Origin of the sequence: Steroidobacter sp. (assembly GCF_036402275.1) — a bacterium.
GTDB lineage: Bacteria > Pseudomonadota > Gammaproteobacteria > Steroidobacterales > Steroidobacteraceae > Steroidobacter.
Genome location: NZ_DASWTF010000028.1, coordinates 114,586 through 138,913, shown reverse-complemented (window position 1 = coordinate 138,913; position 24,328 = coordinate 114,586). Strand labels below are relative to the sequence as shown.

The window sequence follows — 24,328 nt, the reverse complement described above, 5'->3', positions numbered from 1 at the left end:
TCAAACCGGCGTCGGATTGCGCCCGGCGAACGCGCGCTGATGCCAGTAGGGATAGGGAAGCTGTCGCTTGCTCGCGCTCGCGGCATCCAGCTTCGTCATCTGCTCGGCGGTCAACTTCCAACCCACCGCGCCGAGGTTTTGTTTCAGCTGCTCCTCATCGCGGGCGCCAATGATGACGCTGGCGATCGTCGGCCGCTGCAACAGCCAGTTCAATGCAATCTGCGTGACCGTCTTGCCGGTCTCGACCGCGACTTCGTCGATGGCATCGATGATGGTGTACAGGTGTTCGTCCTCGACCTGCGGGCCGTAGTCGCGATTGACCTTCGCATCGAGTCGCGAGCTCTGCGTCGAAGCCTGACCGCGCCGGAACTTGCCCGTCAACCGTCCCCAGGCAAGCGGACTCCAAACGATGGCGGCGACCTCCTGATCCAGGCCGAGCGGTAGCAACTCCAGTTCGTAATCGCGATTGGCGAGCGAATAGAACGCCTGATGCGCGACGTATCGAGCCCACCCGTGACGCTCCGAAGTGGCCAGCGATTTCATCAAGTGCCAGCCCGAATAGTTGGACGCGCCGATGTAGCGGACCTTGCCTGCCCACACGAGATCGTTGAGCGTGCCCAAGGTCTCTTCCATGGGCGTGATGGCGTCGAACTCGTGGAGTTGCAAGAGGTCGATGTAGTCAGTGCCGAGCCGGCGCAGCGATCCCTCCACTGCTTGCAGCAGTGCGTGCCGGGAAGCCCCGGCGTCGTTGGCGCCCGGTCCCGTGCGCATGCCGACTTTGGTGGAGACGATCACTTGACGCCGTCGGCCACGAATCGCCGCACCCAGAATCTCCTCGGCGACGCCGTCGGAGTACACGTTGGCCGAGTCGAACATGTTCAAGCCTGCGTCCAGGCAGATGTCGACGAGGCGGGTCGTCTGGCTCACGTCGGTCGTGCCCCAGGTCTTCATCATTTCATGCGCGCCGCCAAAAGTGGCGGTGCCGAAGCTCAATGCCGGCACGCTGAAGCCTGACCTGCCGAGTTTCCTGTATTCCACTGCCATGACTCACGTCGCGGATGGAGGGTCTTTGTATAGCCATTCGCGCCGTGCCGTCAGTTACACATAGGTATAGAGCGCGACTCATACCATTGTGTAATCGTCGGATGTTCCAGCCCCTGGTGTGATCGCGCTTCCCTCCCCTCAAGGAAGTCATCATGAAGAAAACTGCTATCGCGCTCGCATTGAGCGCTTGCCTCGTCGGCTCGATCGCCAACGCCGCCGATCGTCCGACTATCGTGCTCGTGCACGGCGCCTTCGCCGACGCGTCGAGCTGGAACGGCGTCATCAAGATTCTCGAGTCCGACGGCTATCCGGTCGTCGCCGCGGCGAATCCGCTCCGTTCGGTGCAAGGCGACGCGCAGTACGTCTCCAGCATCGTCGAGAGCATCCAGGCGCCGATCGTCCTCGTCGGTCACTCGTATGGTGGTCTCGTCATCAGCGCGGCAGCCAACGGTCACGAGAATGTCAAATCGCTCGTGTATGTCGCTGCGTTCGCGCCTGAAGTAGGTGAGACTGCGTTGGCACTGTCTGGAAAGTTCCCCGGCAGCACGCTCGGCCCCACGCTCGCGCCGCCGGTCGCGTTGTCCGATGGCGGCAAGGATCTGTACATCCAGCAGGATAAATTTCCAGATCAGTTCGCCGCCGATGTCGCCAAGAAAGACGCCCAGCTGATGGCCGCCACGCAGCGCCCGATCACCGAAGCCGCATTGAGCGAGCCGGCTGGCGAACCGGCCTGGAAGACGACGCCCGCGTGGTTCGTCTACGGCGACAAGGACAAGAACATTCCTCCGCAGGCGCTCGGGTTCATGGCCGAGCGAGCTCAGTCCAAGCAGACCGTCGTCGTGAAGGGCGCCTCACATGTCGTGATGGTTTCCCATCCGCGCGAGGTCGCTCAGCTCATCGAGAAGGCCGCGACTGCCGGCGAATAGTCGGCTCCGGAAACATGTAACTGCACGCGGCGCGGGGTCTCATCTCACATAAGACCCCGCGTTGATGTCGATCGACGTGCCGGTGGCGTGATCCGCCAGGCCGCTGAGCAGGAAGACGACGGTGGGCGCGATGTCCGCGGGTTCGGTCAACTTGCGAAGCGCGATGTCGCTCGACGCGAACTCCTCGCCGTACGTATCGATGAACGCCTGAGCCATATCGGTTCGGGTAAAGCCCGGCGCCACCACGAACGCCTTGATTTCCGATTTACCGAAGCCGCGCGCGATCGAGCGAGTGAGGGCCACCATGCCTGCTTTGGAGGCAGCGTAGGCCAGATAGTCTGGAGTGTCGCCGCGAAAGGCGGCGCGTGATGCGATGTTGATGATGCGTCCGCCGCCGATCGTCTGAAAATGCGCGATGGCGGAACGACACAGCAGCCCCGTGGCGGTGAGATTGATCGCCATCGTGGTCTCCCAAGCCGCGTGCCACTGCTCAGTGGTCTGATCGAGTGGCGACTCCAACGCGACGCCGGCGTTATTCACCAACGCGTGCACAGTCCCGCAGCGACGCTGCACCTCCTCCCATAGCGCAGAGCAGGAGTCTCGCTCCGCCAGGTTGGCGCCGACAGCGAACGCGCCGCCGCCGATCTCCGCAGCGAGCGCTTCAGCGGCGTCCTTCTGACTCCCGTAGTGAATACAAACGCGTGCGCCAGACGCAGCAAGCTGGCGCGCGATGGCGGCGCCGATGCCGCGACTCGCGCCCGTCACCAAAACGGATTGTCCGGTCAGGTCGATGTGCAAAACGCTATCTCCAACGGCTGGAGTCAGAACGCTCAGCGCGAATCATGCGGCGGCGAAGGCGCGATAGCCATCCCACCACGGAGGGATCTCGACCCTCGACATTGTATCCAACGTTAATCGAGCGCGAGCGACCGGTATTTGCGTGCTCGGTGAAGGTGTCTTCACTGAGTGACGTCGCACGACTGCGACGCGCGAGACACGCGCGCCCTGCTCGTACGATGCAATGGCAGTCGTACTGCACAGCTCATATCGAAAGGAAATCTCGTGTATAGGAACTCACTCATCGGAATCGCGATGGCAACGCTCTTGGTTGCCTGCGGTGGCGGGGGTGGCGGGTCATCGGACCCCACTTCGCCCCCACCGACCTCGACGAACCCACCGCCTACCAACCAGCCGCCCACTGAACAGCCGCCGACCACCGAGCCACCTCCGACTCAGCAGCCCATGCCCGAGCCGGATCTCGAAGCGCCGCCCGTGCCTACGATTCCGGACATGCCGAGCGGCAGCGCGCCGACAATGCCGCCACCGCCGCCCACCATGCAACTGCCTTCGGGCGTCGACGTGAGTAATCCGGGCGCAGTGGTGAAACCGGTCGCCGCGACTTCCTCTTCGGACCAGGGTGGCAACACCGCGGCCAAGGCCATCGACGGCGTTGCGACCTCACGCTGGGAAAGCGCCCAGGTGGACGAGTCGTGGATTCAGTTCGACTTCGGCGCCAAGACTCAGCTCGGCTCCATGAAGCTGACCTGGGAAAACGCATACGGCAAGGAGTATTCGGTGCTGGTCTCCGACGACGGCCAGACGTGGTACCAGCTGCGTTACGTCGCGAGCGGCAAGGGCGGTATGGAGGAGTTCATGAACCTGACCTCCAACGTCCGCTATGTGCGCATCAACGGCGTGAAGCGCGCGACCCAATACGGCTATTCGTTGTTCGAAGTGGAGTTCAAATCTCCCGGCAGCGATAACACGCTCGGCTCGCGAGTGACGGCCTCGGTCACGCCCTTCCCCGCCAACGGCGACCAACTCGCACCGCCACCAGCGGAGAAGCCGCCTCTCGAAGGCATTCAGTTCACGCTGCCCGATGGCACGCTGGTCACACGCTTCGGCGTGATCGGCCGCTCCCGCCATGCGCGTGAGCGTGGCGAAGACTGGAACGAAATCGGCGAAGGCCCGAACGAAACGGTCGATGCCGCGGGCAATCCCGTCGACAAGGGACCGGGCGCTCACCTCAACTTCGTCGCGAACTATTTCAAGAACCGCACGTGGGGTTTCGAGATCATCGACAACAGCCGTGTGGCCGGCGTGACCAAGCCGACCCTGCGCGTGAATCAATATTTCCAGCAGGCGCAGAAGGCGGGCGGTCACTCGTTCTTCCGTGCGTTCGACCGGCCCGGCGTGACGGGTTTCGGTTGGATGGCCCCGGGTCGGCTGGCCGATCCTTCGTTGTATGGAACCGATCTCGCAAGCTGCGCGGTCGTACCCAAACCGCCGGAAGGCCAGCTGGCCAACGCCAGCGGCCTCAACGACGGTTGCAGCGTGACGGTCGACAACTATCCCGGCCATGCCGAGCTCAGCCCCAACGCTAACGGCGTGCTCGTTCCCAACGGCAGAACCGTGCCCGCTCGTGCGCTGAAGGTGGGCGATGTCGTCGAAGTGTCGACGTCGTTCTTCTCGACTCGCGAGGCGATGGCCGCCGTGAACGACACGGGCGGTCTACGCTACTACACCAACGAGTGGACCTACGTGGTGGGCACGGGCCTGCGCCCGTGGTACGGCGTGCAGCCGCGACTCATGAACGCGCCGTTGCCGGAAGAGACGCTGCAAGGCGGTCTCGGCTCGGTGTCCTATGACTATGCCGATAACTCGACCTTCATCTTCCAGCAGCCGTTCAACAACGTGGGCATGCAGAACATGCAGCGCTTCGTCGAAGGTCGCCGCTGGTTCCACACCAACATGCGCACCGGCGACCACAACGAGACCGGCAACGACCGGAACACGGAGGCCGTGGGTCTGCAAGGAATGTTCTATAACCAGTCGACCTGCTTCGGCTGTCACATCAACAACGGCCGCGGATTGGCTCCGACCGTCGTCAACCAGAAACTGGATACGATGGTCGTGCGCACCGCCGAGACCGATGGCAACGGCCGCCAGCTGCCGCACTCGGTGTATGGCTCGGCCGCGCAGATGAACTCGCAACCCTCCACCAACGGCGTCCGCACTGACTGGGGCACCGCGGTTCGAGTGGCGAGCTTCGAGTCCAGGAATGTAACGCTGCCGGATGGCACGGTTGTCGAGCTCCGCAAGCCGAAGCTGTCCTTCGACGGTCCTACACCGAGCGTCTATTCGCTTCGTAGCGCGCAGCCTGTCATCGGCATGGGCCTGCTCGAAGCGATCCCCGATGCCACCATCCTCGCGCGTGCTCGCGTCGCTCCCGACGCCGACGGCGTGAAAGGCACGGCGAACTACGTGTTCGATCCGGAAACGAACGCCGTGCGTCTCGGCCGTTTCGGATGGAAAGCGTCGAAGGCCAGCTTGCGTCATCAGGTCGCAATCGCAGCCCTGCAGGATATGTCGGTGACCTCGCCGATCTATCCCAACCGCGATTGTTTGTTCGGACCCGCCAAGTGCAACACCAGCAAGGTGGAACCCGGCATCTCCGAAGACGTCCTCAAGCTGATGACTCGTTACGTCGGGCTGCTGGGCGTGCCTGCACAGCGCAGCGTGGTCAGCGGCTTCCCGAAAGGCGTGGCGCCGCTGTCGTATCTTGACGCCAACCCGGCGCAGATCGCCGCCGGCGCGCAGGTCTTCGAAGCCACCAAGTGCGCGGCTTGCCATGTGAAGGAAATGAGAACCGGCACGGGGACCGAGCTGGCCGAAACCCGCAATCAAACCATCAGGCCGTACACCGACCTGCTGTTGCACGACATGGGCCCCGATCTGGCCGACAATCTGGTCGAAGGCCAGGCCACGGGCAGCATGTGGCGCACCTCGGCGCTGTGGGGCATCGGCTACACCGAAAAGGTGGCCGGCACTGGCGTCAAAGTCGGCTACTTGCACGACAGCCGCGCGCGCACGTTGACAGAGGCGATCCTCTGGCACGGTGGCGAGGCGACGACGAGCAGGCAGCTGTTCGAGCAGCTGAACACACAAGATCGCACAGCTCTGCTGACCTTCTTGGGTTCGCTGTGATCTTCGGCTAACTCGGAAGCGCGCCACAAAGTGATGATGGCGGATCGCTTCAATGTGAAGTGACCTCGCGCCTGAGGGCCAGCGGCAACGCTGGCCCTCTTCCAATGCAGTTCATCCCATCGAATAAAAGAACTGCTCGCGCACGATCTTATCGTTCGCAACCTCGTACACACAGATCTCACGAAGCGCCCGACGCCCACCTTCCTTGAACGTGGCATCGAACCCCATCACGAGGCTGAAGAACGGCTCCGCGATCAAGGGTTCGCTGACCTCGATCGCATGCACCTCGGTCAAGGAAGCGTTGAACTGCCGCCCTTTCTCCTTGATCGCCTCGAGACCTTCGACGGAGCCCAACGGCCCAGTCCATGACACCTGCCGTCCAGCCCCGCCACCTCACCGACAAGTCGCTGTAACCCCGCGAGATATAGAACCACTATAGAACCACTTGGCAATCACTGCGTATTGGTACTATATTGGCCCTAGCGTGGTCCTAGCCACTCGGTAACGGCAATGGACCGCCGGGTAGGAATCGACATGGAACGGTTTGTTCGCCAAGGAAGCCCCTCTCCTCGTTTTTTCGTGCAGCCGGTGTTCCCACCGGCAACCAGGCGACGTGAGAGCGCCGGTCATTGCACCCCTTCTTCCGGGATCTCGATGGCGTCTCCGGCCGCGCCGGCCCGTTCGCCAGACCAGCACTTTATTTAAGGAGGAATTCCCAGTGACAGCATCAATTGCACGTGTCCCGTTGGGCATCGTGGCAGTGTTCGTATGGCTGCTGTATTCGTCGGCCAGCCTGGCTCAGACACAGCCTTGTCCGTATCCCGCCTGGAGCAGCACCGCTGTTTACGTCGGCGGCAATCGCGTGACCTATCAAACCGCGGCGTACGAAGCGAAATGGTGGACGCAGAACGAAATACCGACTCAGTCCGGTGAGTGGGGCGTGTGGCGCAAGCTGCACGATTGCAGCGGCGGCGGAGCGAATCAATCGCCGACGGCGAACGCAGGAGCGGATCGTTCGATCGTCGAAGGAACCGCGACAAGCTTGCCCGGTTCCGGCACGGACGCGGATGGAACGATCGCCACTTATCAGTGGACGCAGACCGCCGGACCGGCAGTGACGCTGAGCGGAGCAAACACCGCGACCGCAAGCTTCACAGCGCCGCAAGTTTCGGCGAGCACGGCGCTGACGTTCCGTCTCACAGTGACGGACAACCAAGGCGCAACCGGCAGCGACGATGTCACGATCACGGTGACGAACACCGGCGGCGGTGGTGGCGGCGGTAAACAGGTCGGCGCGTACTTCACGCAGTGGGGCGTCTACGGTCGCAACTACCATGTGAGAAACATCGACCGCAGCGGCGCGGCCGCGAATCTGACGTTCATCAACTATGCCTTCGGCAACGTTTATGACAATGGTCGCTGCGGCCTCATCAACCGCGCCGAGAGCGGCAACGGCGACGGTGGCGATGCTTACGCGGACTACCAGAAGTCGTACGACGCCGCCTCCTCGGTGGACGGCGTGGGCGATACGTGGGATCAGCCGCTGAAGGGCAACTTCAATCAGCTGAAGAAGCTCAAGGCGCGTCACCCGCAGATCAAGTTGTTCATTTCCCTGGGCGGCTGGACCTGGTCGAAGAACTTCAGCCGTTTCTCGCTGACGGCCGCGGATCGCCAGACGATGGTGTCCTCGTGCATCGACATCTATCTCAAGGGTAATCTGCCGGTGGCGGACGGCGCGGGCGGTCCGGCCGCAGCGGCCGGCGTGTTCGACGGCATCGACATCGATTGGGAATTTCCGGGCGGCGGCGGTCAGCCGTACAACACGGTCAGCCCTGACGACAAACGCAATTTCACGTTGCTGTTGGCCGAGTTCCGTCGTCAGTTGAACGAGCTCACGTCGCAGACCGGTCGCCAGTACTACCTCACAGTCGCCATCGGTGCGGGCGCTGACAAGATCGACAACACCGAGCCTGCTCAGTACTCGCAGTCGCTCGATTGGATCAACCTGATGAGCTACGACTATCACGGCGGATTCGAGCCGCAGGGCCCGACGAACTTCCAGTCGAACCTGCACATGGATCCAAACAATCCGGCGACGGGCGTCGCCAGGACGTATGCAACCGAGACGGCCGTGAACAAGCTGCTCGCGGCAGGAGTGCCTGCGCAGAAGCTCGTCATCGGCATCCCCTTCTACGGACGCGGCTGGACTGGCGTCGCTAACGGCGGCACCAATGGTTTGTATCAGCGCGCGACCGGTCCGGCGTTCGGCACGTATGAAGCGGGCATCGAAGACTACAAAGTGCTCGCACCACGCAACGCGCCGAAGTTCTATCACCCGGTAACCAAACAACTCTGGACCTACAACGGCACGGAGTTCTGGAGCTTCGACGATCCGGTGGTGATCGCGACCAAGGCCGCCTACGTCAACAGCCTGGGATTGGGAGGTTTGTTCTCCTGGTCCCTGGACGGCGATGACGCCAACGCCACGTTGGTGAAAGAGACCGCCAAGGTCCGCCAGTAATCGCACGATAGCAGGCACAAACGCGGCGTCGGGGAATCATCCCTGGCGCCGCTTTTTTTTCGCCCGGAACAACACCGCAGACACCGCGTTTTTTGTAAACAGCGGTGCTGACCTTATCCCGTGGAGTCATTATGATTACGCGTGATGTTGTGACCGGAGTGGCAGGTGTGATGTTGACGGCTTGGGTTGGAACGCCAACCTCTGCTGCTGAGCCGGCTCCGGCGGCATTCAATAATCATTGCCGCACCTGTCATTCGGTGAAGGAAGGCGATCATCGGGTGGGCCCGTCGCTGCACAACATCTTTGGCGCCAAGGCCGGTTCGTCGAACTATGCTGCTTACTCGCAGGGCTTGAAGAGCTCCGGATTGACGTGGGACGAGGCGACGCTCGACAAGTTCATCGAGAATCCGGATCAAGTGATCGCGAACAACAACATGAAACCCTACAAGGGCATCGGCGATCAGGGGCTGCGCAAGGAAATCGTCGATTACCTCAAGTCGCAGGGTTCGAGTCCCTGAGCGGCGCAGCTCGTTTCGACGCATTCGTTTCCATACACGCACGCCTACGCAAGCAGCCTTCGCCGGGCCGCTTGTTTCGTAGGCTCGCACTCTACTCCGCGCTTGACGGAACATGCAAGGAAATGATCGTATTTGCAACCTCCAGCACCGACGGCTGAAACATCAGGGGAACGATTTCCATGGAACATTGGGCCCGTGCTTTCGCGATGGCCAGCTCTGTTTGCGTGCTGATAATTTTCGGCGCGGTAAATCCGGCGATAGCTCAGTCGACGCCCACTCAAATTCACACCTCGCCCCAAGCCGATCCCGGCGTGTACTCCGGGCGATTGAAACCGGACTATCCCACTGCGTACGAACCCGCGTCCGCTCAGAGCATTCAAGTCACGCTCGAACGTATTCACTCGTATCTCGAACAAGCCAGCCCGCTGCGCGTGGTGGATGGCAATACCGGCGCTGTGGCGAGCGACTTGAAGAAACTCCCGGCGCTCGTGGCGTTCGATCGCACGGATCTGCTGATTCTCACCTATGAGTGGGGCGTCACTTACTCGGGCATGCTGCTCGCGGCCGAGATCACCGGCGATACTCGCTACCGAAAATACACGCATGACAGGCTCGCCGGAATTGAAGCCGTCGCCACGCATGCGAAGAAACATCTCGCCGCCGATGGCTCGGTCCCCACCGTCGCCCACGGCACGAGCCTGCGGTCCATCTTAAAGCCGCGCTCACTGGACGATTCTGGCTCCATGTGCGCCGCCATGATCAAGGCGCATCGCGCCGGCCTGGGCAACAATCTGCGGCCGTGGATCGATAACTACGTGCAGTATGTTTCCACCAAGCAGATGCGACTCGCCGACGGCACCCTGGCCCGCAATCGCCCGCTGCCCGCGTCGTTGTGGCTCGACGACTTATATATGAGCGTTCCCTGCCTCGCGCAGGCGGGCAAGCTGACCGGCGAGACCCGCTACTTCGACGACGCCGCGAAACAGATCCTGCAGTTCGCCGAACGCATGTTCCTAAAGGAGCGCAGCCTGTTCATGCACGGATGGGTTCAAGACATGCAACACCATCCGGTGTTCCCATGGGCGCGCGCCAATGGCTGGGCCATCTTGGCCATGGTTGAGCTGCTGGAAGTATTGCCCGAGAGTCATCCACAGCGCGCGAAGATTCTGGAGCTCTATCGAGCCCATGCCGCCGGTCTCACCGCGACGCAAGGTCACACGGGCTTGTGGCACCAGCTTTTGGATCGCCGTGAGTCGTATCAAGAGACATCGGCGAGCGCCATGTTCGTCTATGCAATCGCGCGCGGAATCAACCGCGGCTGGCTCGATGCGCGAGCTTTCGGCCCGGCAGTGTCGCTCGGCTGGAACGCCGTCGCGACGAATGTGAACGCCAAGGGTCAGGTGGAAGGCACCTGCGTGGGCCCCGGCATGGGCTGGGATCCGATGTTTTATATGTATCGCCCGGTACACGTGCTGGCCGCGCACGGCTACGGACCGATGTTCCTGGCGGGCGCGGAGATGATCGCCCTGCTCCGTTCACAGCCCGATGTGACGATGAACGGCGGCCTGCAGTTCGGCAAGGCCATTCCTGAGTGAGCGCTTTGAGCAGGCGCCCGGGTACGGGCGCCTGCAACGTCGAGCGTGCGATCAGTTCCGCACGACCCCGTGATTGTTGAGATGCAAGCGCGCGAACTGACCGTAGGTGTTCTTCGTCTCGACGACGAGCGGACCTGTGGTCTTGCTCGATGCGCTGCCGACCTCCGCCACGCTGTATTCGAAGCCTTCCGGTAACACAATCTGCGCTCGCGATTCCGCGCCAGTCACCTTATTGCGGATGGGCTCGCCCCGAGTCTCGATATAGTCCTTGACGAAGATGCGACCCTTGCGGCCGTCGATGTCCAGTTCGAGCTCGATCGCGGTAAACACCGGAGCATTCATTTTGGTGACCGTGGAGGCGTACACCGCGAACATGGTCGCGAAGGGATCGGTGTCCTGCCCGGTCATGATCTTCAACAATGCCTCGCGCTGTTGCGCGCTGGCGTTCTCGTCGACGAAGGCGATGGCTTCACCGTTACCTTCGTGGATGGGGCCGGGCCATTTGAAAATGGCTGCGATTCGCAGGCCGTCGAGGCGGGTATCGCCGTGGTGGCCTTCGTCGATCTGGATGCCGGCCACCGCATGACAATGCCCTTTGTCCGGCAGCGCATTGAACTGGCAATTACAGCCGTACTCGCAAGTGCAATTGACGAGCTCGCGTCCCTTGATTTCCCAGGATGTCATGGCGCTCTCCTGTCGCTAGGGGTACGAGCGCCACTCTATTCCTTCATCGAGCGGCAGACCAGCTCAGGCACGAATTTCGGCCTGCCGCTGCTTGCGCAGCCATGCATCCGTCGCCCGTAACTTCTTAGCGATCGCCGAGCCCGGTTCGATGACGCGCCAGAACGGCGTTATTTCCTGCACGTCCTTGCCGGCGTGAAGGTCGTCCCACGCGGCCTCCGCGAGAATGCGCAGAAAAATGGAGGTTGAAACGGGACACATTGCCGCGCAGCGATTGGCCCGGGCGATGTCCCGACGCAGACGTTGCAGGGTTCGTGTCTCGCCACTGGGAATCTTGCGAATGTAGGTCTGCAGAATCTTGGGCGTGCCGACGAACAGAGTGGAGCCGGCGGGAATTCCCGCAAAATCGGCTTCGAGCGTCACACGCTTGGGATAGCGCTTCGCCGCGAAGCGGTTGCTCCAGGTCTTCGGGACGGCGATCTTGGCTGACTTGGCTCGCATGGGCGCGCATCATAGTCCGTGCCTGGCCGGGGCCGAATAAGGGCGGATTTATTCACGCCTCATCAAAGGGTTACCGGCGCCGACAGGCGATAGCCAACACCCGCCTCGGTAATGAGATATCGAGGTCGCGACGGGTCGGGCTCGATCTTCTGTCGAATGTTCTTGATGAACACGCGCAGGCTGCGCGTGTCGCCGTCCCGGTCCGGGCCCCAGACCTCGCGCACCAGCTGACGTTGCGTAACGATCCGGCCCGTCTCGCGCGCGAGGCATTCCAACACCCGAAATTCCAGGGGCGTGAAGTGCATTTCGCCGCGCGGCGTGCTTGCCGTGCGCTGTCCCAGATCGATAGTGAGATCGCCGATCTTCAGCACAGAGGTCTGCTCGCTGCCCCGAGCATTCCGGCGTAACGCCGCGCGCGCACGCGCCAGTAACTCGGGTGCGCTAAACGGCTTGGTTACATAGTCGTCCGCCCCGGCATCGAGCGCGGAGATCTTCTGTTCCTCCATGGTGCGCGCGGACAAAACGAGGATAGGCACTGGCGACCATTTCCGCACGTTACGAATGACCACCTCACCATCACCGTCGGGCAGTCCGAGGTCGACGATCAGCAAATCTGGTTTGTGACTTCGCGCCTCGATCTCGGCGCGCGCCGCCGTGTCGGCTTCGACGACGCGGTAGTTCGCCGTTTGCAGCAGCGTGCGAAGCACGTCGCGGATGCTCGGTTCGTCCTCCACGATCAGCACACGGTATTGCGCCTGGGTCATGCGGCCTCTTTCACGGGCAGGGTGAATGTGAATCGAGCGCCGCCGCCCGGCCGCTCGCCCGGACTGATCTCACCGCCGTGCGCGCGCAGAATCGCGCGACAGATCGACAGGCCCAACCCGGCGCCGATGGTAGCCCCCTCCTCGGTGCCACGCTGGAACTTATCGAACAACCTCGCACGATTCCGCAACGGAAGCCCCGGACCGTCGTCGTCGAATGTGACTTCGACCCTGTCGCCGTTCGCGGTCGCAGAGATGACAACGTGCGTACCTGGCTCGGTGTACTTGGCCACGTTGTCGAGCAGATTCGCGAACACTTGCACGATGAGGTTTGCATCCACGTGCACCGGCGGCAAATCGTCAGGCAGCCGCAACTCGACACTGCGTGGCTCCAGGCGTCCTTGCATGCGGCTCAACGCCATGCCGATCAAGTCATCGAGCGTTTGCCAATCTCGATGCAGGGCGAGCCGACCTGACTCGAAGTGCATCAGGTCGAGCACGTTGGAGACCAGCTCCGTCATATCGTGCGCCTTGCGTTCGACCGAACGCGCGAGACGCTCGCGCTCCGCAGGCTCGAGGCTTTCGGAGCGCTCGGCGAGCGTGCTTGCAGCACCGGCGATCACTGCTAGCGGGGTGCGCAGATCGTGCGAGATCGAAGCCAGCAACGTATTGCGCAGACTTTCCGTCTCGGCCTCGACGCGAGAGGCCTCAGCAGATTCCGCCAGCCTGGCGCGCTCGACCGCGAGGCCGATCTGGCCAGCGAATGTTTCCAGGAGGTGACGCTGCTCCGGCAACAGCACACGTCGCGGATTCGTTGGCAACACGCCCAGTACACCCAGGCGATGATCTTCACTGCCCAACGGAAGATACAAGGCCGGCGCGGCCGGCAAAGTATCGGAGCCGAGACCCGCGCGACGTCCATGATCCAAGACCCATTGCGCGATAGACAAATCGGACCCGACGAAAGAGCCCGGCTCGGGCCGCTCGCCCGGCAGATGCAGCTTGCCCGCGCCGTCCGGCAACAGCACGACAGCTTTGCACTGGAACACTTCCGCCACGTGGCGCACGGCCACTCGCGCCATTGCATCGGTGCCTCGCGTGGCCGCCAATTCGCGACTCATCGCGTACAGCAGAAACGTGCGTCGCTCGCGAGCGCCGGCAACGCGAGTCTGCTGCCGCACGCTAGCCATCAAGTTTGCGATCACCAACGTCACGATGAGCATCACGGTGAAGGTCACCAGATACTGCGCATCCATCACCGAGAATGCGAACCGCGGCGGAACGAAACAAAAATCGAACGCCGCCACGTTCACGACGGCGGACAGCACCGCGGGACCGCGCCCGAATCGAATGCCCGCGATCGTCGAGCCCAACAGGTACACCATGACCAGGTTGGTGGGCTCGAAGTACTCATACATCGCGAATGCGATCAGAGTGCAGACCGCGTTGATGATCAAAGCCCAACCATAGCGATCCCAATGGATGGGGCGTGCGCTATCGATGTCCTCGCGGCGCCCCGATCGGGGAGCGTCGGCGCGTTGTTCCATCTCGCCGACCGTGATGACGTCGAAGCCGCGAGCTCGACGTGCAAGCTCGGTGGTCGTCGATCGCCTGAGCCAAGCTCGCCAACCGCTACGCTTCGGCGCGCCGACGACGATCTTCGTAGCGTTGCGAGTGCCTGCATATTCGAGCAACGCGCTTGCGGCCGTCGGCCCGTCCAGCGTCACCGTCTCGGCGCCCAGCGATTCTCCGAGCCTCAACAGATCGATGCGCCGGTTGCGCTCTTGTTGAGAGAGCTTCAGCAGCTCCGGCGTCTCCACATAAACAACGGACCATGGCGCATCGAGAGCATCGGCCAACCGCTTACCGGCGCGCACGACCTGCTCCGCCTGCTCATCGGGGCCGATGGCAACGAGCACTCGATCTCGCGCCATCCAGGCGCGCGAGGCACGATCAACGACCGCCGCTGCACGCGCCGAGGCATCGACGCGATCGGCCATGCGTCGCAACGCCATCTCACGAAGCGCGATCAGATTGGATTTGCGGAAGAACCGATCGATCGCGGTCCTCGCGTGCTCCTCGATATAAATCTTGCCGGCTTTCAGACGCTGCAGCAGGTCGTCCGGCGGCAGGTCGATCAGCTCGATTTCGTCGGCTTCGTCGAATATTCGATCAGGGATGGTTTCCCGCTGGCGCACGCCGGTGATCTGCGCCACCAGGTCGTTGAGACTTTCCAGATGTTGGACATTGACCGTAGTCCATACGTCAATGCCAGTATCCAGCAGTTCCTCGATGTCCTGCCAGCGTTTCGCGTGACGCGGTGGAGGATCACCTTCGATGATGTTGGAGTGCGCCAGCTCGTCGACCACCATGATGGTGGGACGTCGACGCAAGGCTGCGTCGAGATCGAACTCACGTCGCGTGATGCCCCGATATCGCACCGGAAGCGTGGGCAACTGTTCGAGCCCTTCCAGCAGGCGCTCCGTCTCGATGCGTCCATGCGGCTCGACGTAACCGACGACGAGGTCGACGCCCGAAGCCTGCGTGTTGCGCGCCGCTTCGAGCATCGAGTAGGTCTTGCCGACGCCGGCCGCCCCGCCGAAAAATATCCTCAGTTTGCCGCGGCGAGCCCTGGCCTCCGCCGCTTGCACGGAAGCCAGCAACTCATCGGGATCGGGCCGCGACTCAACCACTATGCGTCACCTCAACTCACCTTCTTGCCGTCCAGCGCCAGGTTCAACAGCAGCACGTTGACGCGAGGCTCGCCGAGAATTCCGAGCGTGCGACCTTCCGTTGCATCTTCGACCAGAGCACGGATCTCAGCTTCGGGACGATTACGCATCCGAGCCACTCGCGCAATCTGATATTCCGCCGCAGCCGGAGAGATGTGCGGATCGAGCCCGCTTGCCGACGCGGTCACCAGATCGATCGGCACTGGCGCTTTGTTCTCGGGGTCCAGGGCACGAAGCGCCGCTACTCGATCGCCGATCGCGGCGGCCAGCGCCGGATTGGTCGGCCCTTGGTTGGAACCGCTCGACGCCGCGCCATTGTACGGCTGCGGCGCGGTCGCGGAGGGTCGGCCGAAGAAATATTTAGGATCGGAGAACGGCTGGCCGATGAGGCGCGAACCGATCGATTTGTTCCCCTCGCGAATCAGGCTGCCATTCGCCGCCTCGGAGAACACAGCCTGGCCGATGCCGGTGACGACCAGCGGATAGGCCACGCCGGTGACTACGGTGAGTAACAGGAAAGACACCAATGCAGGACGAAGCTCGCTCATTTCTATAAGCCTCAAACCAGGCCGAAGCCCACGAGTAACAGATCGATGATCTTGATGCCGATGAACGGCACGATCAGACCGCCGACGCCGTAGATCAAAAGATTCCGCTGCAACAACTGCGCCGCGGACGCCGCGCGAGTCTTCACGCCGCGCAAAGCCAGTGGCACGAGGAACACGATGACGATGGCGTTGAAGATCACCGCCGACAGGATCGCGCTTTCAGGACTCTCCAGCTGCATGATGTTCAGCGCATTCAGCGCCGGATAGGTCGCCGCGAACGCCGCCGGAATGATGGCGAAGTACTTCGCCACGTCGTTGGCGATGGAGAACGTAGTCAGCGCGCCGCGGGTCACGAGCATCTGCTTGCCCACGTCGACGATCTCGATCAGCTTGGTCGGATTCGAGTCGAGATCGACCATGTTGCCCGCCTCCTTCGCCGCCTGCGTGCCGGTGTTCATCGCGACGGCCACGTCGGCTTGCGCTAATGCCGGGGCGTCGTTGGTGCCGTCACCGCACATCGCAACCAGCCGGCCTTCGCTCTGATTGCTACGAATCAGCGCGAGTTTTTTCTCCGGCGTGGCTTCCGCAAGGAAGTCGTCGACGCCCGCCTCGGCCGCAATCGCGGCGGCAGTGAGTCGATTGTCGCCGGTCACCATGATGGTCTTGATGCCCATCTGCCGAAGTTCGGCGAAGCGTTCGCGAATGCCGCCCTTCACCACGTCACGCAGCTCGATGACGCCGAGTACGCGGCGGCCGTCGGCCACCACGATTGGAGTGGCGCCGCGACGGGCAATCGTATCCACCGACTCGCTCAATTTGCCCGGCCACACGCCGCCCTGCTCTTCGACGAACTTGCGGATCGCATCGGCTGCGCCTTTGCGTAGGTTGCGTCCATCAAGATCGACGCCGCTCATCCGCGACTGCGCCGAGAACTTGTGGAACGTATGCTGAACCGTTGCCAGGTCACGCGCACGCAGCTGGAACTTCTGCTTTGCCAAAATCACGATGGAGCGACCTTCAGGCGTCTCATCGGCAAGCGAAGCGAGTTGCGCCACGTCGGCGAGCTCCTGCTCGGTGACGCCGGGCGCGGGCACGAACGCCGATGCCTGACGATCGCCCAACGTGATCGTACCGGTCTTGTCCAACAGCAGCACATCGACGTCGCCTGCCGCTTCCACTGCACGGCCCGATGTCGCAATGACGTTGGCGCGCACCATGCGATCCATGCCCGCGATGCCGATTGCCGACAACAGCGCGCCGATGGTCGTCGGGATCAAACACACCAGCAACGCGACCAGCACGGTGAGTGTCACCACCGAGCCCTGCCCCGCCGCGTCCACCGCAAACTGCGAGAACGGCGCGAGGGTGCCGGTGGCGAGGAGGAACACCAGCGTGAGCATCGCGAGCAGGATCGACAACGCGATCTCGTTGGGTGTTTTGCCGCGCTTCGCGCCTTCCACCATGGCGATCATCCGATCCAGGAAGCCTTCGCCTTCTCGGGCAGTGACGCGCACGACGATCCAGTCGGATAGTACGCGCGTGCCACCCGTCACTGATGAGAAATCGCCGCCTGCTTCGCGAAGCACCGGCGCGGATTCGCCAGTGACGGCGCTTTCGTTCACCGACGCGACACCTTCGACGATCTCGCCGTCGGCGGGAATGGTATCTCCGGTTTCCACCAGTACCAGATCACCACGGCGCAAGGTGCTCGCCTCGACCGACTTGTAGTCGGTGCGATTGTTCGCCGTGATCTTCTTGGCGTAGGTGTTCCGGCGCATCGACCGCAAAGTCGCGGCCTGAGCCTTGCCGCGTCCTTCGGCCAGCGCTTCTGCGAAGTTTGCAAACAGCACGGTCAGCCACAGCCAGGCCGCAATCGCCAGCACGAATCCCGGACGACCGGACCCTTCGAGTTGGCCCACGGCCGCGCCGATGCCGATGACCGTCGTGAAGATGCTGCCAACGAAGACCACGAACATCACGGGGTTTCGTAGCTGAACTCGCGGATCGAGCTTCCGAAACGAGTCGATGATGGCCGAGCGGAGAATCGCCCCCGTTACATACTTCACCGCGGGACGCGGTACTGCACCGACCCCACCCGCCGCTGCGGGGGCGACCTGATCAGGCTTTTTCTCAGCAACGTTTGCTTGCGTAACCATGAAGCTCAACCTTTGCCAATCATCTGCAGGTGCTCGACGATGGGGCCGAGCGCCAGCGAGGGCAGGAATGTCAATGCGCCAACCATCAAGACGACGCCGATGAGCATCGCGATGAACAGCGGGGTGTGCGTCGGCAACGTGCCGGCAGTAATTGCCACGCTGCGCTTGGCCGCGAGACTGCCGGCGATGGCGAGCACCGGGATCATCAGCCAGAAGCGCGAGATCCACATCGCCACGCCGAGCGCGATGTTGTAGAAGGGCGTGTTCGCCGAGAGACCGCCGAACACGCTACCGTTGTTGTTACCAGCCGAGGCGAACGCATAGAGAATCTCGGAGAAGCCGTGCGCGCCCGGATTCGCGACGCTGCCAGTACCAGCGGGAATCGAGCTTGCCAGCGCCGTGCCGATGAGCACGACCATACAAGGCAGCAGCAACACCAGCGATGCCATCTTCACTTCGTACGCTTCGATCTTCTTGCCGAGATATTCCGGCGTGCGCCCCACCATCAAACCGGCGATGAACACCGCGACGATGGCGAACATCAGCATGCCGTAGAGGCCGCTGCCCGCGCCGCCGAAGACGACTTCGCCCAATTGCATGAGCCACATCGGCACTAAGCCACCGAGCGGCATGTACGAGTCATGCATCGAGTTCACGGAGCCGTTCGACGCCGCCGTCGTGGCGGCGGCCCACAACGCGGAGTTGGCGATGCCAAACCGCACTTCCTTGCCTTCCATGTTGCCGCCGGCGTGCGAGGCCGAGCTCACTTGATCCACGCCCAATGTTTCAAAGCGCGGATTACCGGACTGCTCGGCGCTGAACACACCAAATGTGAGTGGCAGGAAGATGATCATCATGGCTGCGTACACCGCCCAGCCCTGGCGGGTGTCATTCACCAGGCGACCGAACGTGTAGCACAGCGCCGCCGGGATCAGCAGGATGGCGAGCACTTCGAGGAGGTTCGACAGCGGCGTGGGATTCTCGAACGGGTGCGCGGAGTTCACATTGAAGAAGCCGCCGCCGTTGGTGCCCAGTTGTTTGATTGCGATCTGACTTGCGGCGGGACCCAGCGGAATGGTTTGCTGCGTGATCTGCTCTGCCTGAGTCACCGCATTGCCGGCCGCATCCACCACCGGCTGACCCGACGCATCTTTCACCGCCGTCTGGATCGTGACAGGCTCGACCAGGTCCACGGTCTGGTAGGCGGAGAAGTTTTGCACTACGCCTTGCGACACGAGTACGAGCGCCAGGATCAGCGACAACGGCAACAGCACATACAGGGTGCTGCGAGTCATATCGACGTAAAAGTTGCCGATCTGCTGCGCCTGGCGACGCGCGAAACCGCGAATGAGTGCGACTAGCACCGCCATGCCGGACGCCGCAGAAACGAAGTTCTGCACGTTCAGCGCGAGCATCTGCGTGAAGTAGCTCATCGTCGATTCGCCGCCGTAACCCTGCCAGTTGGTGTTGCTGGCAAAGCTGACCGCGGTGTTGAACGCCGACTTGGCTTCCACTCCAGCGAATCCTTGCGGGTTCAGCGGCAGCGCTCCCTGCATGAGCTGAATCACATACACGGCGAGAAAGCCGATGAGATTGAACAACAGCACCGCGACCGCATAGCGCTTCCACGACGACTCGGCGTTGGCGTCGATCCCGCAGAGACGGTAGATGCCGCGTTCCACTGGCCCAAGAACGGGCGTGAGCCAGGTGCGCTCGCCTTGATAGATCTTCGCCATGAAATTGCCCAACGGCTTGACCAGCGCCGTGAGCACGATCGCGAAGATCGCGATCTGCATCAAACCCAGCATGTTCATTCGAATTTCTCCGGAAACAACAAGGCCACCACCAGGTACACGCCCAGCGCGACGGCCAGTAGCAGACCGATCCAATTCATGACGCTCACTTGCGCAACCTCTGGTGAATGGGCTTGCGGCCGGTCGTGCCCACACTCGGCGGGGCGGAATCGCCGCCCGTATCGACGTCCTGCGGACCCGACGGCGGCTTCTCGCCGCGTGGCTCCAGCATCGCGGTGAGTTTGTAAAGCAGCCAGGTCAGGCCGACGAGCAGCAGCACGGAAAGGACGATAGCTCTGTCCATAGGTGTCTCCAGGTCAAACGGCAAACACCGACGCTGGCAAGCTTAGTCAGCGCGGTGTGAGCAAGCTGTTAAGATTTCAGCCGTCAATCGGCGCGCCATGGAAAGGTAGTGGCCACGGTCAGTACGGCTCGCGCCTCGGAGCTGAACACGTCGTCGGGCGTGCCGTCAGAGCGCCGAAAAGTTCGCCGGCAATGGCGCCGTGACGTTGGCGTCGAGGTAGTAAGCGGGCGTATCGCCCGCCGTCGCGTCGCCGCCGAAATCGTTCGAATACCGTACCAGCCGCTGTCGTACGCATAGTCGAGGCTGGCCTGCACCGCCGGATCTTGCGCCGATTGGGTAATTCCTCGGAAATCGTAGTCGCTAACCAGCGTCCAGGTGGAACTCACGCCTGCATTCGCGGCGGCGCTCAGCGTCAACAAACTCATAGCCGCCAGCTGCTGCCCCTTGCTCACAAACCGCTCCTCAAAATGTGCCCAACAATCGAGGACAGCATGGTGCTCGTGCCGAAGCCGCGCGGGCAGACCGAATCCTGTGAAGATTTGCGTGGTAGGCAACGGCGTGCGCGGCGCGTACGATGCGCGCCGGCCCGACTCAGAGGTCCCGATGCTGATCAATTGCGCTGCTTATCGAAACGGCGAAAAGCTCGCCGACATCGAACCGCACGAGATCCACAACTACATCGTCAAGCCCGACTGTTTCGTCTGGGTGGCGCTGCTCGAACCCGACAGCCGCGCGCTCGAGCTCATGCAGGCCGAATTCGATCTGCATCCGCTCGCGGTGGAAGACGCGCGTCACGGCCATCAGCGGCCGAAGATCGAGGAGTACGGCGACTCGCTGTTCGCAGTGCTGCACATGATCGAGGTCGTCGAAGGCGAGTTGCGCGTCGGCGAGGTCGACCTGTTCGTGGGCCGCAACTACATCCTCTCGGTGCGCAGTCATGCCGAACGGGGCTTCGCCGACGTCCGCGCCCGCAGCGAGAACGAGCCGCAGTTGCTCAAGCACGGCCCGGGATATGTTTTGTACGCCATTCTGGACGCCGTCGTCGACCGCTACTTCCCGGTGCTTCACGAAGTGGAAAGCGAGCTGGAACGCATCGAGGAGCAGATCTTCGCGGATGTTTCGCCTCGCGCCAACATCGAAGCGCTGTACGCACTGAAACAAAAGCTGATGATCTGTCGTCACGCGGTCGCTCCGTTACAGGAAGCATTGAGCAACATCACCGGCGCTCGCTCGCCGGTCGTCTGCTCCGGCATGCAGGAGTACTTTCGGGACGTTTCCGACCACTTGCTACGACTGAGTCAAACGATCGAGTCGGTGCGCGAGACGATCGCCACGGCCATTTCCGTCAACCTTTCCATGATCACCCTGCGCGAGAGCGAGACCATGAAGCGGCTCGCCGCCTACGCGGCGCTGATCGCCGTACCCACCTTGATTGCCGGTATCTACGGCATGAACTTCGATCACATGCCGGAGCTAAGATGGCGTTACGGCTACGCCGCCGCTGTCGGAGTGATGGCCGCGGTGGACAGTTACTTGTTCTATCGCTTGCGCAAGGCGAAATGGCTGTGAGCTCGTGAGGGATTCACGCGAGTCTGCCGAACTCGATCGACTGAAGAAATGAGCGCGCCGACATCGCGGCTGAAAGCTTCGCGCGCGTCCGCATCCATGTACATGGCGTGGCCGCCGCTGTAGCACTTGAAGATCGCGGCTTCGCGCAGCGACACTGGAAGCTGACGCGACTGTTCGACTCCGGCCGCGCAGGGCAGGAACGAGTCATAGAGTCCGCCAGCTACCAGAATTTTCACGCGCGGATTGAGCTTCAGCACCGCATCAGTTCCGGGCAGCGGCGGACCGAGGCGCGGTGGGCCGTCGCCGCGTTTCGCGGCTGCTGCGATTTCCGTCTGCACTTCTTCGGGAGTGAGAGGAACGGTTGCGTAGTTCCACCGCTCGCCGACCGACCGAGGATATTTCCCGGAAGGCGCGTATCCCTGCTTCATATCTTCCAACCCAATGTATGGAACATCCGTGCGATAGCCCAGCGTCTCACGCAGGTAGTCCAGCATCGCGCGATCGTCGGCCGCCGAACTCTCATCGGCCTCCCCGCTCATGCGTCGCATATCGAAGATGTACGGCACCTTGCCACTGCCCTTCAGCAACTCCATGCGAAACTGGCGCGGCGTAATGACGAGCGTCTTGGCATCGATCTGAGCGCCGGGCAGACCAGTAAACCGAGTGAGCTCGCGGATGACGGCATCCCGCTCCGCCTGCGTCAGCTTGTCGACGCGAGCAAGCGCGGGAGCATAGGTCTCACGCACCCACTTCTCCGCTCGGCGTTGCACAGCGCTCAGATCCTTGCCCAACTCCGGCGCCGTCTTGCCGTGATAGAGAGCGGTGGCAGCCATGTCGACCACGTTCAGCGCCTGGCGCAACGTGGGCGAGCCGTATTCCTGCGTCAAACCCCATCCGCCCGAGATCAGCACCAGACCGCTCACCTCGATGCCGCGGTTCTGCAGCTCATAACCAACATTCGCTGCCCGCCGCGCGCCCCAGCTCTCGCCTGCCAGGAACAACGGCGCATGCTCGGCTCGATGCAGGATGCGCCAGGCTCGGATGAACTCGGTGACCGAAGTCACATCGCCCACCGTGCCATAAAACTCTTGAGCATATTCCGGCCTGGCAGGCCGGCTGAACCCCGTGCCGATGGGATCGACGAGCACGAGATCGCTATGAGTGAGCCACGTGTCGGGATTGTCCGTGAGCCGACCTTTCTCGACGAGCTTGGGCCCGACGACAGAAAAATGCAGCAGTGTCGAAGCGGCGCCTGGACCGCCATTCCACACGAACGTCACCGGCCTCGGCTTGCCGGTCGAAGGCATCCGATAGGCCGTATAGAACATGAAGCCGTGCGGCTCGCCGGTCTCGACATCACGGATGGGCACCCGCCCGACCTCCGCCGTATAGCTCACCGGCTTGCCACCGATCTGCGCCTGCTGCTGAGTCACGATCGGCGACTCGTCCTGAGCCGCGTGCGCGAATGAGGACTGCAGACTCAACCAGACGCTGCAAAGAAAAACGACGGTGCGTGTAGCCATACTCGCTATTTTCCAGGCGCGGATCCGGATTTTCTTGTCGTTGTGGGCGGCAATCGGAGCGATGCCTGAATTGTTAATGCGTTTAAGATAGCGCCAATCGGCGTTTCCGGGCAGAGATAGTCAATGAGTACCGTATTCGACCAGTGGCGGTGGCAACCGCCGGCGCGTTTTCGGAAGATCACCACGGTGGAAATGCATACGGGGGGCGAGCCGCTACGCGTGTTCACTTCGGGCTTGCCGGATTTGCCGGGCAAGACGGTGCTCGATAAACGCCGCTATTTCCGCGACCACTACGACCGACTCCGCACGGCCACCATGTGGGAACCGCGAGGGCATGCGGACATGTATGGCGCGGTGATCACTTCTTCGCTCGACGCCGACCTCGACGTGTTCTTCCTCCACAACGAGGGTTACAGCACCATGTGCGGCCACGCCATGATCGCCATCACTACGCTGGCGTTCGAAACCGGCCTGATCGAGCGCACGGGTGACCGGCGTGACCTGACCATCAACGTGCCCGCTGGGCGCATCCACTGCACAGCGACGATGTCAGGCGAGCGCGTCGAACGAGTGTCGTTTCGGAACGTCCCCTCCTTTGCCTATCTGCGCGATCAGCAAATCGATATCGCCGGTCTCGGCAACGTGCGCTTCGATATCGCGTACGGCGGCGCGTTCTATGCGATCGTTGAGGCGCAGCCACTCGGCCTCGCGTTGGAGCCGCGCGAATTCAATCGTCTCATCGATTACGGCCGACGCATCAAGCACGCAATCATGGCAGCCACGTCCATCGAGCATCCGTTCGAAGCCGATCTCAGCTTCCTGTACGGCACGATTTTCACTGGGCCTGCACTGCAAGCGGGACATCACAGTCGCAACGTTTGTATTTTCGCGGACGGCGAAGTCGATCGATCTCCCACGGGTTCCGGCGTCAGCGCGCGGGCGGCCTTGCATCACGCCAGGGGCGAACTGTCGCTCGATACTCCCATCACCATCGAAAGCATTCTCGGCAGCACGATGACGGTGCGCGCAGTCGAAGCCACACAGTTCGGCCCGCACGCAGCTATCATTCCAGAGGTGAGCGGCACGGCGCATATCACCGGCCGCAACGAGCTGTATCTCGACCCGGACGATCCGTTGGGAGACGGCTTCAACTTCCGCTGACCGGAACG

At 62.3% G+C, this 24,328-nt stretch carries 21 protein-coding genes; 7 read left to right on the top strand and 14 right to left on the bottom strand.

Annotation, left to right across the window (positions count from 1 at the left end; genetic code table 11):
* A complete protein-coding gene (locus VGD45_RS13355; RefSeq protein ID WP_349263266.1) occupies nt 1-1,038 on the bottom strand; it encodes an aldo/keto reductase in 1,038 nt (345 codons plus the stop codon).
* Between the two features lie 158 nt (nt 1,039-1,196).
* Between VGD45_RS13355 and VGD45_RS13350 the strand changes: the two genes are divergently transcribed.
* The gene (locus VGD45_RS13350; RefSeq protein ID WP_331155808.1) at nt 1,197-1,970 is read left to right on the top strand and encodes an alpha/beta hydrolase; all 774 of its coding nucleotides are present in this window, start codon (nt 1,197-1,199) and stop codon (nt 1,968-1,970) included.
* Nucleotides 1,971-2,009: 39 nt separating this feature from the next.
* Here the strand turns inward: VGD45_RS13350 and VGD45_RS13345 are convergent, their stop codons facing one another.
* A complete protein-coding gene (locus VGD45_RS13345; protein WP_331155807.1) occupies nt 2,010-2,768 on the bottom strand; it encodes an SDR family oxidoreductase in 759 nt (252 codons plus the stop codon).
* 294 nt (nt 2,769-3,062) lie between these two features.
* Here VGD45_RS13345 and VGD45_RS13340 point away from each other — a divergent pair, with 294 nt between their 5' ends.
* On the top strand, nt 3,063-5,957 hold the full coding sequence (locus VGD45_RS13340; RefSeq protein WP_331155806.1) for a di-heme oxidoredictase family protein: 2,895 nt from the start codon (nt 3,063-3,065) through the stop codon (nt 5,955-5,957).
* Between the two features lie 111 nt (nt 5,958-6,068).
* Here VGD45_RS13340 and VGD45_RS13335 read toward each other — a convergent pair whose 3' ends face one another.
* Entirely contained in the window at nt 6,069-6,329 is a 261-nt protein-coding gene (locus VGD45_RS13335; RefSeq protein ID WP_331155805.1) for a SnoaL-like domain-containing protein, read from the bottom strand.
* A 346-nt stretch (nt 6,330-6,675) separates the two neighbouring features.
* On the opposite strand from VGD45_RS13335, the gene VGD45_RS13330 reads away from it, so the two are divergent.
* The 3 genes from VGD45_RS13330 (at nt 6,676) to VGD45_RS13320 (ending at nt 10,591) form a co-directional block, all read left to right on the top strand.
* The gene (locus VGD45_RS13330) at nt 6,676-8,478 is read left to right on the top strand and encodes a glycosyl hydrolase family 18 protein (protein WP_331155804.1); all 1,803 of its coding nucleotides are present in this window, start codon (nt 6,676-6,678) and stop codon (nt 8,476-8,478) included.
* 131 nt (nt 8,479-8,609) lie between these two features.
* Nucleotides 8,610-8,996 (top strand): c-type cytochrome, encoded by a 387-nt coding sequence (locus tag VGD45_RS13325; RefSeq protein WP_331155803.1) that lies wholly within the window; start codon nt 8,610-8,612, stop codon nt 8,994-8,996.
* A 179-nt stretch (nt 8,997-9,175) separates the two neighbouring features.
* Nucleotides 9,176-10,591 (top strand): glycoside hydrolase family 88 protein, encoded by a 1,416-nt coding sequence (locus VGD45_RS13320; RefSeq protein ID WP_331155802.1) that lies wholly within the window; start codon nt 9,176-9,178, stop codon nt 10,589-10,591.
* A gap of 51 nt (nt 10,592-10,642) precedes the next feature.
* Here VGD45_RS13320 and VGD45_RS13315 read toward each other — a convergent pair whose 3' ends face one another.
* From VGD45_RS13315 to VGD45_RS13270, 10 genes are all read right to left on the bottom strand, one after another.
* Nucleotides 10,643-11,275 (bottom strand): DUF1326 domain-containing protein, encoded by a 633-nt coding sequence (locus tag VGD45_RS13315; RefSeq protein WP_331155801.1) that lies wholly within the window; start codon nt 11,273-11,275, stop codon nt 10,643-10,645.
* A 63-nt stretch (nt 11,276-11,338) separates the two neighbouring features.
* Nucleotides 11,339-11,773 carry a hypothetical protein gene (locus VGD45_RS13310; protein WP_331155800.1) on the bottom strand — a complete coding sequence of 145 codons (435 nt, stop codon included), beginning with the start codon at nt 11,771-11,773 and terminating at the stop codon, nt 11,339-11,341.
* A 62-nt stretch (nt 11,774-11,835) separates the two neighbouring features.
* A complete protein-coding gene (locus VGD45_RS13305) occupies nt 11,836-12,537 on the bottom strand; it encodes a response regulator (RefSeq protein WP_331155799.1) in 702 nt (233 codons plus the stop codon).
* Nucleotides 12,534-15,227, bottom strand: a complete 2,694-nt coding sequence (locus VGD45_RS13300; RefSeq protein ID WP_331155798.1) for a sensor histidine kinase KdpD — start codon at nt 15,225-15,227, stop codon at nt 12,534-12,536. Before VGD45_RS13300 ends, VGD45_RS13305 begins: the two co-directional genes overlap by 4 nt.
* A gap of 11 nt (nt 15,228-15,238) precedes the next feature.
* The gene (gene kdpC / locus VGD45_RS13295; RefSeq protein WP_331155797.1) at nt 15,239-15,814 is read right to left on the bottom strand and encodes a potassium-transporting ATPase subunit KdpC; all 576 of its coding nucleotides are present in this window, start codon (nt 15,812-15,814) and stop codon (nt 15,239-15,241) included.
* Between the two features lie 11 nt (nt 15,815-15,825).
* Complete coding sequence (gene kdpB, locus VGD45_RS13290; RefSeq protein WP_331155796.1) at nt 15,826-17,970, bottom strand: potassium-transporting ATPase subunit KdpB; 2,145 nt, start codon at nt 17,968-17,970, stop codon at nt 15,826-15,828.
* Between the two features lie 5 nt (nt 17,971-17,975).
* A complete protein-coding gene (gene kdpA / locus VGD45_RS13285) occupies nt 17,976-19,784 on the bottom strand; it encodes a potassium-transporting ATPase subunit KdpA (protein WP_331155795.1) in 1,809 nt (602 codons plus the stop codon).
* On the bottom strand, nt 19,781-19,864 hold the full coding sequence (kdpF, locus tag VGD45_RS13280; RefSeq protein ID WP_331155817.1) for a K(+)-transporting ATPase subunit F: 84 nt from the start codon (nt 19,862-19,864) through the stop codon (nt 19,781-19,783). The genes kdpA and kdpF overlap by 4 nt, the downstream gene beginning before the upstream one ends.
* A 5-nt stretch (nt 19,865-19,869) precedes the next feature.
* Nucleotides 19,870-20,067, bottom strand: coding sequence for a hypothetical protein (locus VGD45_RS13275; protein WP_331155794.1), 198 nt, complete (start codon nt 20,065-20,067; stop codon nt 19,870-19,872).
* Between the two features lie 83 nt (nt 20,068-20,150).
* A complete protein-coding gene (locus VGD45_RS13270) occupies nt 20,151-20,519 on the bottom strand; it encodes a TorF family putative porin (protein WP_331155793.1) in 369 nt (122 codons plus the stop codon).
* Between the two features lie 151 nt (nt 20,520-20,670).
* Here VGD45_RS13270 and corA point away from each other — a divergent pair, with 151 nt between their 5' ends.
* Nucleotides 20,671-21,636 carry a magnesium/cobalt transporter CorA gene (corA, locus tag VGD45_RS13265; protein WP_331155792.1) on the top strand — a complete coding sequence of 322 codons (966 nt, stop codon included), beginning with the start codon at nt 20,671-20,673 and terminating at the stop codon, nt 21,634-21,636.
* Here the strand turns inward: corA and VGD45_RS13260 are convergent.
* Entirely contained in the window at nt 21,606-23,159 is a 1,554-nt protein-coding gene (locus VGD45_RS13260; protein WP_331155791.1) for a S10 family serine carboxypeptidase-like protein, read from the bottom strand. The two genes, corA and VGD45_RS13260, sit on opposite strands and share 31 nt — an antisense overlap.
* Before the next feature lie 123 nt (nt 23,160-23,282).
* On the opposite strand from VGD45_RS13260, the gene VGD45_RS13255 reads away from it, so the two are divergent.
* Entirely contained in the window at nt 23,283-24,320 is a 1,038-nt protein-coding gene (locus VGD45_RS13255) for a proline racemase family protein (RefSeq protein ID WP_331155790.1), read from the top strand.
* Nucleotides 24,321-24,328: the final 8 nt, after the last annotated feature.